This is a genomic window from Companilactobacillus bobalius (assembly GCF_002179915.1).
GTDB lineage: Bacteria > Bacillota > Bacilli > Lactobacillales > Lactobacillaceae > Companilactobacillus > Companilactobacillus bobalius.
In genome coordinates this window covers 357,699-371,507 of sequence record NZ_MYFM01000002.1, presented here as the reverse complement: position 1 = coordinate 371,507, position 13,809 = coordinate 357,699, and the positions used below count along the sequence as shown (strand labels likewise).

The 13,809-nt window shown below is 35.8% G+C and carries 10 protein-coding genes; 3 read left to right on the top strand and 7 right to left on the bottom strand.

The window, feature by feature from the left end:
- Window position 1 precedes the first annotated feature (1 nt).
- Both LKACC16343_RS04905 and LKACC16343_RS04900 read left to right on the top strand, forming a co-directional pair.
- Complete coding sequence (locus LKACC16343_RS04905) at window positions 2–2,608, top strand: isopeptide-forming domain-containing fimbrial protein (protein WP_056954585.1); 2,607 nt, start codon at window positions 2–4, stop codon at window positions 2,606–2,608.
- Window positions 2,609–2,865: 257 nt separating this feature from the next.
- Window positions 2,866–3,996, top strand: coding sequence for a GGDEF domain-containing protein (locus LKACC16343_RS04900; RefSeq protein WP_056954583.1), 1,131 nt, complete (start codon window positions 2,866–2,868; stop codon window positions 3,994–3,996).
- Window positions 3,997–4,160: 164 nt separating this feature from the next.
- Here the strand turns inward: LKACC16343_RS04900 and LKACC16343_RS04895 are convergent, their stop codons facing one another.
- The 4 genes from LKACC16343_RS04895 to groES form a co-directional block, all read right to left on the bottom strand.
- Window positions 4,161–4,721, bottom strand: coding sequence for a hypothetical protein (locus LKACC16343_RS04895; RefSeq protein ID WP_056954581.1), 561 nt, complete (start codon window positions 4,719–4,721; stop codon window positions 4,161–4,163).
- Window positions 4,722–4,839: 118 nt separating this feature from the next.
- Entirely contained in the window at window positions 4,840–7,236 is a 2,397-nt protein-coding gene (ppsA, locus tag LKACC16343_RS04890) for a phosphoenolpyruvate synthase (protein ID WP_056954579.1), read from the bottom strand.
- Window positions 7,237–7,603: 367 nt separating this feature from the next.
- Complete coding sequence (gene groL, locus LKACC16343_RS04885; RefSeq protein WP_056954577.1) at window positions 7,604–9,238, bottom strand: chaperonin GroEL; 1,635 nt, start codon at window positions 9,236–9,238, stop codon at window positions 7,604–7,606.
- Window positions 9,239–9,292: 54 nt separating this feature from the next.
- Window positions 9,293–9,577 carry a co-chaperone GroES gene (gene groES, locus LKACC16343_RS04880; RefSeq protein ID WP_025085097.1) on the bottom strand — a complete coding sequence of 95 codons (285 nt, stop codon included), beginning with the start codon at window positions 9,575–9,577 and terminating at the stop codon, window positions 9,293–9,295.
- A 145-nt stretch (window positions 9,578–9,722) separates the two neighbouring features.
- On the opposite strand from groES, the gene LKACC16343_RS04875 reads away from it, so the two are divergent.
- The gene (locus LKACC16343_RS04875) at window positions 9,723–10,349 is read left to right on the top strand and encodes a CPBP family intramembrane glutamic endopeptidase (RefSeq protein WP_234032621.1); all 627 of its coding nucleotides are present in this window, start codon (window positions 9,723–9,725) and stop codon (window positions 10,347–10,349) included.
- 65 nt (window positions 10,350–10,414) lie between these two features.
- Here the strand turns inward: LKACC16343_RS04875 and LKACC16343_RS04870 are convergent, their stop codons facing one another.
- The 3 genes from LKACC16343_RS04870 to manA all read right to left on the bottom strand — a co-directional run bounded on the left by LKACC16343_RS04870 (window position 10,415) and on the right by manA (window position 13,791).
- Window positions 10,415–11,128: an AEC family transporter gene (locus tag LKACC16343_RS04870; protein ID WP_056954575.1), complete on the bottom strand. Its 714-nt coding sequence runs from the start codon at window positions 11,126–11,128 to the stop codon at window positions 10,415–10,417.
- A 177-nt stretch (window positions 11,129–11,305) separates the two neighbouring features.
- Window positions 11,306–12,586, bottom strand: coding sequence for a cation:dicarboxylate symporter family transporter (locus tag LKACC16343_RS04865; protein ID WP_056954573.1), 1,281 nt, complete (start codon window positions 12,584–12,586; stop codon window positions 11,306–11,308).
- A gap of 236 nt (window positions 12,587–12,822) precedes the next feature.
- Entirely contained in the window at window positions 12,823–13,791 is a 969-nt protein-coding gene (gene manA / locus LKACC16343_RS04860; RefSeq protein WP_056954571.1) for a mannose-6-phosphate isomerase, class I, read from the bottom strand.
- Between the last annotated feature and the right edge of the window lie 18 nt (window positions 13,792–13,809).

Below are 13,809 nucleotides of genomic sequence, written 5' to 3'. Positions count from 1 at the left end.
AATGAGTAAGGAATATAGATATATTCGTAGAATCATAGGCATATTTTTCATTGCCTTATTTTGTTTTATTGCCTTTAATAATAGCACTACTTTAAATGTTAAAGCTTTTTCTGAAAGTGATGTAATTACTAATACCAATAAAATTGATGATGGTATTAGTACGTGGCATCAGATAACAGGAACTAATCCTAGTAACAGCGGCTACGTTGGTTCTATTCAGATTAGTAACGGTGTTTATTTGAAATATACTTTTGGATCGGCTCGTGATAAATATGGTAATGTGACAACCGGCGGTGATAATACTGTAGCCACTGATGTTACCAAACTGAATAGTGGTATTTACGGTGCGGGATATAATTACTATTCTAAAATCAACGTCTTTATTGATAATCATGGTAAATACAATAGTATTGTTCATCAGGGACAGGATTCTTACATCGGCGGTAGCCCTCAGAAAACTTCTGATTCATCGTTCGATTATGCTCTTGTTTCTGGTTCATCAGGTAAATATTATGCTGATCAATCAGTAATGGGAAAAATGAGTCCAAAAGTTTTTATGTATGGTCGCGACAGTAACAATCGTCTAGTCTTAAAAATTGCTGGATATCTAGCCAGTGGACCTGGTGCCCGTGCTTACGCTGAAGTAGTTTTACGTCCCTCATCAACTGGAGCTCCCATTGTTCAACGTGAACTCTACGTCTACACTCCTTCTGGACAAGTACAATTCCAACCATATTTTGGTGAAGATACTGCGATGAATGACGACAGTACTATATATGATGCTACTACTGATACTAGTGTTGATGCCATTGGTGATGATGTTCCACTTTATGCTATCGGTGGCGGTCAAGGTCTTTATATTAATAGTGCTAAGAATACTAGTAACAGTAAATCTAAATTATTTGTCACAAATAATGTCCCCGGTGGATTCAAGAATTACATGGGTATCGCTTTTTCCAGCCAATACTCACAAGATATTAAAGGTAAACCTGTCAGCAGTAATGCTGGTAACGTATTAACACCTAACCTTAAACCTGGTGGCAGTGATCCTGGTGATACCAACAAAGCTGCCGGAGAACCACTTCTATTTGCCAATACACAAAATGGTGGTTTGCAGGCTATTGTTGATGCCAATGGTCGTCAAAATTCGGCATACGTATTGAGATGGGATAGTGTCACATTACCTGCTGGTAGTACAGGTCACTACGCTTCAACAATAGGTGCAACCGTATCCCCTTACGCTGTACCTATCGTAACTAAGACTTATACAAATAGTAATCAGAATTCTGATGGAACAAATAATGTTGGCGATACACTTCATTTCAAATTAAAAGTTGTTAATAACGGTTTGAATTCCCACTGGAATTACAGCAAATTAGTTGATATTTTGCCTAAGGGATTGCAACTAGATCAAGACTCTGTTAAATATACTTCTACCAGATCAGTTTCGTACGGTTCTGGTTCTGATCAATATGATAAAGATGTTGATGATGGAGATGGTAGTGTTCCTGCCTCTTCAACAACAAATAATACAATCAATTTTACGCCCAATAAGATTCTAGAAGATAAGGCTACTTACACTGTTACTTTTGATGCTACAGTTACATTTGCTGCTGGGGAAAGTTCTAGTTTGACTAACTCAGCCTCTTTCTATGGTAATAATCAAAATGCCAGCGGAGTCGCACTCGATTCCACTGCTACTTATAATGACAGCGTAAAAATACCTATAGCAAGTCCTCATCTTGACATCTCATTCGACAAGACATTACGTAATGACACTACTAATTCAACTGGTAGTTTTTCAGATTCAGTTGATGGTAAAAAAGGTGACACTATCGAATATAAAGCTACGATCAAACCTACCGGAACTGATACCGTAAAGAGTGCCATCTTCAACGATAAACTCCCCGCAGGACTAGAATTGAAGTCAGGAAGTGTCACAGTAAATGGTGTTGCCCAAAGTGGTGATATTGATGGTATCAATCTAGACTCCATTGCGAATAACGGTACAGTAACCATTGGCTTTAAAGCTACAGTTACGGCTGTTACTAAACAAACCGCGACTAATATTGCTGTTTTGAACAGTATTAAAACAGCTAATGGTAAAACATATAATAATTTTCAATCTACCAGTGCTGTCCTAAATATTGCTGAAACAGCACCGACAATGAGCTTCGAACAAGTTCCAACTTCTATTGATTTCGGCGTCATCAATAGCTCTGGTTCTGAAAGAATATTACCTAACGTCAAAACTGATGGTCATTTGGTAGTTGATCATACTAGTGATACACCCTTCCAAATCACTGTAGGTTATGATAATAATGGTGATACCCCTATTAAAAATACTAGTGATAATTCAAAATTAATCCAAAATAACGACAATGCTATTTACTTTAACCAAAATAATGATTCTAATAAGGAAAATTGGTTGCCTCTTTCTGCCAGTGGTATTCCCATCAAGGATGAAGGTTTTTCTGGATCACACACAAATTATGATTTAACTAATTACATTGGTTTGAATCAATGGCGTTTACGTGTTCCAGGTACAGCTACATCTGGTCAATATTCAGGTAAAATAACTTGGTCAATGCAAGATACCTTACAATAGAGTCGCAATTATTACATTTACAAAAATATCCAGCAACTTATCAAAAAAAGTTGCTGGATATTTATTTTTCATAAAAGATTACCAGGATACTACGCACTTTTGAGTACTCCGTCTATTATGAGACAAAAATCTTAATTGTTCTATTATAAATTTATTATTACTTATGTATAATATTTATGTATCAAAAATTAAGAAATATATTTCAATTTTATTATGTAAGGTCATCTATGCATATTTCATAAGGGGGTTAATAAAAATTGTTAACAAAGTATGTTTTACAAGAGATGCCTTTACTCACTAGTCTCTTCTTTATCTTTGGCGTTTTTATTATTTACGAAATATTATTTGATGGCGTCAAATCCGTCTTGTCTTTGAAAGAAATCAATATTGAATCAGGTATCCTCAAAGCTCAATTAGGAATCATGTATTTATTCATCCTTCTATTCGGGTTACAAGCTCTTGTTGTCAATCACCAAGCTACTTGGATCTTCATTAATTTTCAAATTGTTGCTTTGATTTTCTGTGCTGTCTTTCTGGATGCACCAGTTAATTATCCTATTTTTATTCCGATTGTCTTAGCATTCATGATCTTCAATTCAGCAATCTTCTATTGGGAGTCATGGTGCTTTGCCTTAACGTTATTCCTTTTTTATTATTCCCTGAAATACATCAAGAAAAAACGAACTAATCCTTTCCCATTCATCTACTATATGCTGGACGGATTGTTCTTCGGTACTATTCTTTGGAGTCTGGCTAGAATCAAATTTTCACTTAACGGCACTACTATTTTTCAACAAGTGTCTTACCTAATCGTTTTTGAAATCTTTGTCTATAGCTATATCGGGTTCTTCATTCGTGATGTTCGTGTTAAACATACACTTTATGAGTTTGCTCACTTAGATGCTCTGACTCACGTAAAAAACTTTGCTGCCTTCGACAACGATATCCATGCCCTCTTCAATCAACATCAGAGTAACGATATTAATGTTGCAATGATTATGTTCGATATTGACCATTTCAAAAGTATCAATGACCACTACGGACATTTAGTTGGTGATAAAGTTTTGCAGCAAGTTGCTGACATCACACAAACAGTTATCAATGCCAACGATGGAAATATCAGATTTTATCGTACTGGTGGTGAGGAATTTAATGTTATCTTACCTAATTATAAATTATCGGAAATAGATTCCATTACTCAAGAAATCTTCACCGCCATCAACAATTCTCAATTCAAATTTAACAACCAAAATGTTGACGTTTCAGTCTCCGTAGGTAGTTCTGAAATAAGGGAAAATGATCTCAACTCAGACGAATTTTATAGCCGAGTCGACGATGCACTTTATCAATCAAAAAGAAACGGGCGCATGCGAATTACCAAGAGTTAAACAATCTATTTTTGTATTATTATCAAGCATAAAAAGAGGTGTTCATATTAACCGATTAATTCTGGTTAATATGAACACCTCTTTTATTTCAAAATTAAACCCCTAGATAGTTAAAACACTATTTAGTCTGGAGTAAGACGGAATTTCAATCACACTTATACTAACTATGATTGCTTAACCATTTCAGCGCCAATGCCAGCTTTATCACAAATAATGGCAATGACATACTCGATTGTTTCTGTATCATCCCAATCGGCTGATAAATCCAAATTAACTTCTCGACCATCTTTTAACTTTATTTCCAAATAATATGGTGTTGGCAAATTAAACATAATCTTCTTAGGTGCATAAAATGATCCACCTAAAATATTGGCAGGTGCATTCATTTCACGACCCACAACTACTCTTAAAGATTTAACATTATCAAATTTAAAACTCATCTTATCTTCACTAAAGGGCATCAATACTGATTGAAATTTAACACCAAAATTTTGATAATCGTAACATCTAATACCATCGTCGGTAACTTCCCAATAGCCATAAAAATCTGATAAAGTTTTGGCAAAAATAAGCGCAGTTATAACAAGAAAAGTTACTCCTAAAATTACCGCCAATAATATTTGATGCGTAAATACTGTTATCACTAAACCAACCAATATACCAACTACCCAACTCACGGTCATTGGCACGTAGTTAATCTTGCGACCAAATTCAATACTATCCATTCTAATTCTCTCTTCTTCTATATACTCTAATAAACAATTCTATACTTTTAACATTCACAAAGACAATAAAAAATAAGACCACACATTATATGCAGTCTTATCAATAAAACTTAATTAACTATTTCCAATCATAGTCTGTTGGATCATTTAGTCCCCTCCCAGTGGCTTTATCCAACATAATTCTTTGTTCAAAGCGGGCTACATTACGTTTCGTTTCTTTAACCATATCTGGGTTAACTGAAACATAATCAATACCGCACTTAATCAAGAAGTTAGTGAAGTCAGGATACTCTGATGGTGCTTGACCACAAATACCAACAGTCTTGCCATCTTTATGTGCTACTTTAATCAAATGGTTGATAGCACGTTTAACAGCTAAATTACGTTCATCGAACAAACTAGCAACTGTATCATTATTACGATCACAGCCAAGAATCAACATTGCCAAATCATTTGATCCAATTGAGTAACCATCAACATACTTGTTAAATTGATCAGCCAAAATAATATTTGTTGGAATTTCAGCCATCATGTATACGTGGAAGTCGACACTACGTACAAGTCCTTCGCCACGCATAATATCAGTAACTTTTTGAGCTTCTTCAACAGTTCTGACAAATGGAATCATAACGTTCAAGTTCTTCAAACCAAATTCATTACGTACTTTCTTAACGGCAGCTAATTCAAGTTTGAAGGCTTCAATATATTTAGGATCGTAGTAACGAGAAGCACCACGCCAACCTAACAAATCAGCTGGTTCATGCGGTTCATACTTGTCGCCACCCTTTAAGTTACGATACTCGCTGGACTTGAAGTCTGAGAAGCGTAATACCATTGGACGAGGAGCCATGGCACGAGCAACTTTGGCAATTCCGTCAGCCAACATATCAACAACTTTTTCTGGATGTCCTTGTTCAATCAAATAGAGTGGATGTTCATGGATAAAGGTTGTCCACAAGAATTCTTCACGCATCAATCCAATTCCGTCAGCTGGTAATGTTGAATATTTATCAGCTAAATCAGGATCACCAAGGTTCATCATTACGCCAGTTGCCGTAGGTGCAAATGTTTCAGCTGCAACTACTTGACCTCCAGCTTGGGCTGGTTCTGGTTTCTTAAGCAAACTTTCAACTTTACCCATGTAAACAATACCGTTTGTGGCATCAACTGTAACAACATCGCCTGTCTTCAAAGCATCAGTTGCGGCAACATTCATGCTCTTAGTACCAACGATACATGGAATTTGCATTTCACGAGAAACGATAGCAGCGTGACAAGTCATCCCACCATTATTAGTTACAATAGCAGCGGCCTTCTTCATAGCAGGAACCCAATCAGGTGATGTCATCAAAGTAACAAGGATTTCGCCCTCTTTGAATTGATCAATATCCTTTGGATCATCAATAACATGTACAACACCACTAGCTAAACCTGGACTGGCTGGTAATCCACGAACTGCAACCTTAGCATCTGCTTCTGCAACCACGTTATCATCTCCACCGTTAGCCTTATTCTTCTTACGTTGTGACCAGACAGTCTCTGGACGAGCTTGAACGATCCACAATCTATTAGTATTGCTATCAAGAGCATATTCCATATCCATATAACAGCCATAGTGACGCTCAATCTCTTTAGCATATCCAGCTAATTCAATAACTTGGCTATCAGTTAATGCTTGTTCATTTCGTAATTCTTCTGGAACTGGTTCTTCCTTAGTTCCTCCGTCAGGAAGTCTAACCAATTGAATTGATTTCTTAATAATATTCTTTTCAACAATCTTCATTGATTGCTTATCTACAACAAAGTGATCAGGCGTTACTTTTCCTAAAACAATATATTCACCTAAACCATAGATAGCATCAATCACAATCTTAGACTCATCACCATTAGCAACGTTAACTGAGAACATGATTCCTGATGCTTTAGAGAAGACCATCATCTGAATAGCAGCTGACAAAGCAACTTTTTCATGTGGAAAATGTTGTTTGTGTCTGTAGTACGTTGCACGATCAGTAAAGAGTGATGAATAACATTGTTGTACACGGTTAACAACATCATCGGCTCCTCTAATGTTTAGATAAGACTCCTGTTGGCCAGCAAATGAAGCATTAGGCAAATCTTCGGCTGTAGCAGACGATCTAATAGCTACGAATGGATCAGTCTGTCCCATCTTCTCAGAAAGATCAGCATATGCCTTCTTAATATCATCAGCCAAATCAATTGGCATCGTTGCTCCAACGATCAAACTCCGAATCTCTTCACATGTCTTATGAAGCTCATCAGAATTCTCGTAGTCACTTATGCTTTCCAACAATGCATTAACCTTATCGTTCAATCCAGTTTGGTGCATGAAGTATTGATATGCGCGTGCGGTCGTTGCAAAACCATATGGTACCGGTACATCCATTGAGGAAGTCATTTCTCCCAAAGAAGAAGACTTTCCACCAACTAAATTAACATCCTTACGATGCAATTCATCAAACCATAAAACATTCGCAGTATCTCGACTACTCATGATAATATTGCCTCCTTATATTTCCGATTTGAATCTATTCTATGCATAATTGAAATTACTTTTTATAAGTAATTTCATTACGACCACATTATAGTTCATTAGCTCACAAATAGTAAACCTGTTTAAACTATTTTTGGCTTAAAATATTAACTTAGTTCTATTGACTTTTTAAGCTTCTAATCGTCATATTCATTGATATATACGGATTGTATAGTAAAATTAGCCAATTTTTATTAATCAAAATAATCATATTTTATATAGCATTCACAAAGTTCAGTATATCACAATATTGCTATTGTGAGCATAAAAAAAGAAGCATATCAATTAAGATATACTTCTTAAATAATCTTCTTTATGAATCAAAAGATTACATCATGCCGCCCATTCCACCGGCTGCAGGATTTGCTGCAGGTGCAACATTGTTATCTTTTGGTTCTGGCTTGTCAGCAACAACAGCTTCTGTTGTTAACAATAGAGATGCAACACTGGCTGCATTTTGTAATGCTGAGCGTGTTACCTTAGTTGGGTCGATGATTCCGGCGTCAACCATGTTTTCCCACTTGTTAGTTGCAGCATTGAAACCAACTTCATTTTCTTGGTTCTTGATGTGTTCAACGATAACTGAACCTTCGAAACCAGCATTTTCAGCGATTTGACGTAGTGGTTCTTCAAGAGCACGTGCAACGATATTAATACCTGTTTGTACGTCTCCTTCTTCTTTAAGAGCAGTAACTTTACCAAGTACATTCATCAAAGCTGTACCACCACCAGCAACGTAGCCTTCTTCAACAGCGGCACGTGTGGCATTTAGAGCATCTTCAATTCTGTACTTACGTTCTTTCAATTCTGTTTCAGTAGCAGCACCAACTTTAACAACAGCAACACCACCAGCTAATTTAGCTAGACGTTCTTGTAGTTTTTCCTTGTCAAAGTCAGATGTTGATTCATTGATTTGTTTCTTGATTGTTTCAACACGTTCGTTGATAGCATCCTTGTTGCCAGCACCTTCAACAATTGTTGTGTTGTCCTTTGTAATAGTAACTTTACCAGCTTGACCTAATTGATCCATAGTTGTGTCTTTTAGTTCAAGACCAAGGTCAGAAGTAATAACTGTACCACCAGTTAATGTAGCAATATCTTCTAGTTGTGCCTTACGACGGTCACCAAAGCCAGGAGCCTTAACAGCAACAACGTTGAATGTACCACGAATCTTGTTCAATACAAGTGTTGGTAGAGCTTCACCATCAATATCATCAGCGATGATCAATAATGCCTTACCTTGTTGAACAATCTTTTGTAGTAATGGCAAGATATCTTGGATGTTTGAAATCTTCTTGTCAGTGATCAAGATATATGGATTGTCGAGGTCAGCTTCCATCTTGTCGTTATCTGTAACCATGTATTGTGAAATGTATCCACGATCAAATTGCATACCCTCAACAACATCAAGTGTTGTATCAATACCCTTTGATTCTTCAATTGTGATAACACCATCGTTACCAACTTTTTCCATGGCATCAGCAATTAATTTACCAGTTTCTTCACTAGCTGATGAAACTGAAGCTACTTGAGCAATATCATTCTTGCCTGAAACCTTATGTGAAATCTTGTGAAGTTCATCAACGGCAGCGTTTGTAGCCTTTTCGATACCAGTTCTGATACCAACAGGGTTAGCACCGGCTGTAACGTTCTTCATACCTTCTTTAACAATTGCTTGTGTCAAAACAGTAGCTGTAGTAGTACCATCACCAGCAATGTCATTTGTCTTTGAAGCAACTTCGGAAACAAGCTTTGCACCCATGTTTTCAAAGTGGTCTTCTAATTCAATACTCTTAGCAATAGTAACACCATCATTTGTAATCTCAGGTGAACCATAACTCTTTTCAAGAACAACGTTTCTACCCTTAGGTCCGATAGTTGTCTTAACTGTATCAGCAAGTTTATTAACACCGTCCATCATCTTTGAACGTGCATCTTCTGAAAATTTAATTTCTTTTGCCATTAATTTTCACACTCCATAATTAAATTCTTTTAGTTAAATTTTTTAAGTTTAAAATTAATCAATAACTGCCATGATATCTTTTTCATGAAGGATTAAATATTCATTGTCTTCATACTTAACTGTTGAGCCTGAGTATTTATCAAAAAGAACTTTATCACCTTTTTTAACGTTCATAGGTAATTTCTTTCCATCTTCAGTAACTAAGCCTTCACCAACGGCAACGACATCGGCTGTTTGTGGCTTCTCCTTAGCGTTGTTTGCTAAAACAATGCCACCAACTGTCTTTTCTTCTTCTTTATCGACTGTTACAATGACTCTATCTCCAAGTGGTTTTAACAATTTAAATCCCTCCGATTATTATTTTTCTTAATGTTTGTTTTTATATCTTTAGCACTCGAACATCTCTTGTGCTAATCACAAGTTTTATATTAACATTTTATTGAAAACATGCAAGTATTTACCTTTAAAAATGTAAGGAGTAATCATGAATTTTCCCAAAAATCAATTCTTCACCCTATTAACATATATCCTTTTGTTATTACTGGGTAGCGTTCTAAATATGTTGTCGGTCACCGGCTCAATCTATTTCATCATTCTCACTTTAGGAGCCCTAGTTGCTACCGGTCTTATGATGTATTTAGTAAAACTAAATGGCCCAAATGATTTCGAAGAGAAAACCGATTTAAATCATAATTTACAATGGATCATTTTAGGAACTATCGGTGCAATTGCTCTTCAATATGGAGTTGGCTTCATCGATCAACTAATTTTCCATACTAGTACTCATTCAGAAAACACCATGCAGCTACTATTGATGGTCAAACCTTATCCATACTATTTCTTATACGTATTGATCTGCGCACCTATCATGGAAGAAATCGTCTTTAGACGTATCTTTTTTGCCAATATGATCAAACCGACTAACATCTACATTGCTGCTATCATTTCAGCATTACTATTTGCCTTCATGCATCAAGATACCAGATTCATCGTTTATGTAGCAATGGGTCTTTGGTTCTCATTTATTTACTACAAATCAAAAAATATCTATGCCAGTGCTGGCAGTCACATTCTGATGAATGCAATTGTTTTAATTTTAGGAACAATATAAAAAGAAGCCAAGTCTTTTAGGATTTGGCTTCTTTTTGCTTCAATTTTTATAATGTATAAAATCTTCTAATGATCAGGTACCTTTAATGGAATCTTTTCGCCTTTGAAAATCTTCTTAGCAGTTATATCTTGTTCAGCTTCCATATCAATATACCTATTATATCTGGCCAAAATAGCATTTATAGATGCTATTGAAAGCTTTTTATAATATTCATAATCATCAACATATCCTGAATCATTATTTTCCATATTCCTTATTAACACCCTATGGGAATCCGATGCCTCTTTTAATTCTTTAGAACTTTTTCCATACTTTTGAACAGTTTCATATAATGCATCACAACTTTTTATACCCTTATCCCTTACTTCACGATCATCCATAGAATCTAAACCGATGGCTAGATTATCCCTATCTTTCTCATTTTGCTTAAGTTGCCGCTGCTGTATCAAATTAATTGCAAACTGCTCGTATTCATAACTTGGCGATTTTGGTCCAACAGTTGCCTCAAAAAGAACAGCTATAGCAAAGCCTATTATTACTGAAGTAAAAACTCTTAGTGGTCGTTTCAATTTCTTAAAGAATAAAGATATGAACAACCATACTAGAAGAATCATTGCTAAAAGTATATATATAAGAAATACTGCCAGAAAAAGCATATACATCATATGATTTGTTTGAAACGGCATTATTATGAATAACAAGCATGGAATTATAACTATGAGTGTACTCATCCAATTCTTGATCATCCACTTACCTAATGTAGTTATTTTTGATTTCATATAGATCCCCCAAATAATTCATATTTTTTGAGTATATTACAGCTTTTCAGTTGGAACAAATACATTAATATCACAAAGAAAATACACTAATATAATAAAAGACATATTAAAAACAGCTCACCGAATAATCGATGAGCTGTTTCTTTGTGTTTAAATCGTTTTTTACTACGCGGATTATTATTCCCCACGCTTGTAGGATGCAACGTACTTTTCCCGTTTATCCTCATCAAATTCCTTTTCACTCTTAGCGATAATAATTGTTGCTAGAGAGTTACCGACGACGTTAACGGCGGTACGTCCCATATCTACGAGACGGTCGATACCGGCAATGAAGGTCAAACCTTGCATTGGCACACCGATAGTTGATACCGTGGCTAAGAGTACGACAAACGATGCTCCAGGTACTCCGGCCATCCCCTTAGATGTTAACATCAATACGACCACAAGGGTAATTTGTTGTCCTAGACTTAAATGAATATTATAAGCCTGAGCCAAAAATAGTGCGGCCAATGATTGATAGATAGCTGATCCATCCAGATTAAAAGTATATCCAGTTGGAATAACGAAACTGACGATACCTTTTGAGGCACCATATTTTTGCATCTTTTCCATCATTTTAGGAAGAGCTGCTTCTGAACTAGCAGTTGTAAAAGCTAAAGTTACTTCGTTTTCAATAATTCTAAACAATTCATAGAAACGAACATGAAACATATGTCCAACCCCAGCCATAATGACAAAGACGAAAAACGCCATTGTTGCATAAGCAATCAGAATGAACAATGCCAATGGTTTCAAAGAGTTAAAGCCCATTTCACCAACGGTAACACCAATCAAGGCACAGACACCAATAGGTGCTAAGCGCATAACCCAATTAGTAACTTTGAACATAACATTGGCTACAGCATTTAAAGTATCAGTGATAATCTGACCTTGTTTGCCAATAGAAGCTGTTCCTAAACCAAATAGAACTGAGAAGAAGATAATTGGTAACATATCACCCTTACCCAAGGATTCGAAAATGTTAGTTGGGATAATACTCATCAAGATTGACCAAATACCCGAATGTTTGGCGGTTTTGGCGGTAGCCGTATATTGACTAATATCCGAACCTTTTAGACTATGTACATCAATAAAGGTACCAGGATGTGTAACATTAGCGACAATAATACCAACAATGATCGCTAATGTTGTCATTATTTCAAAATAAATTAAAGTCTTTAATCCTATTCGACCTAACTTTTTAATATCACCCATATTGGCGATACCAACTGTTAAACAAGAGATAACGATTGGTAACACGATCATCTGAATCATTGAGATAAACATTGTACCAATGTTCTGCATTACCTGAATGGCAGCCTTATTTTGATAAAAGACTTGACCAAGGATAATACCTAAAATCAAACCAATAATAATTTGCCAGCCTAAACTGACTCGAAAAAATCGTCGTTTTTGCACTTTTAAGTCCCCTTTGAAATCAACATAGTCTTAATTATAGAAGACTTTTTGTAAAAAATGAAATTGATAACGGTTTCAAATTAAAATATTTTTCATTCAGTTCATTTTTACGAACATTATTTAGCCCCACGCATAAAATGGTTCTACTTTTGCTTGATTTAGCCAATAAAAAAAACAGAACATCCGGTTTTTTCAAATCGACATTCTGCACTTTTTTACATTATTTTAATATTTATCTAATCTTCGCCTGATTCTGAAGCAATAATATCCAAATCACCAGAAAGCGTCCATGAAGCAACAGTTGCTGGAACGATTAAATGAATACCCTTGCTCAAATCATAGTCTTTTCCATCAACGGTAATCTTACCTTGACCATTAATTATAGAAATCAAAGTATACTTACCAATTTGGTGATGTAATTCGACTGGTTCCTTAATTTCCCAGTGATAAACTGAGAAGAATGGTGATACGGGTGGTTGAACGAATGTTGTAAACTTGTTCTTGCCCTCTTCTTTTGATTCAATATTTAATTGTGGATCTTTATGAGGAACTGTAATTGTATCCTCTGATTGTTTGATGTGAAGGTCACGTTTCTTACCAGTAGACTTTTCAACACGGTCATAGTCATACAAACGATATGTTGTATCACTGCTTTGTTGTGTCTCTAGAGCCATAATACCCTTGTTCAAAGCGTGAACAGTCCCACTTGGTACATAATAGAAGTCACCAGTCTTAACTGGAACTTTTCTTAGTAGATGATCCCAGTCACCTGACTCAATCATCTTATCAAGTTCTGCTTTGTTCTTAGCATTGTGACCATAAATCAAGTATGAACCTGGTTCAGCATCAATGATGTACCAGCATTCTGTCTTACCTAATTCATGTTCATGTTCTGCTGCATATTCATTGTCAGGATGAACTTGAACAGATAGACTTGCTTCAGCATCCAAAATCTTTGTTAGAAGTGGGAATACTTTTCCCTTAGGATTGCCGAATAACTCACCATGATTTTTCCAAAGATCATCGACATATTGACCAGCAAATTCACCATTTTCAACTTGTGATCTACCATGTGGATGACCTGAAATAGCCCAGCATTCACCAATAGCGCCATCTGGAATATTGTAACCAAACTTAGTTTCTAGCTTTCTTCCACCCCAAATTTTTTCGTGGAATACAGGCTTTAAGAACAATGGTTCACTCATAATACTTTCCCCCAAAAA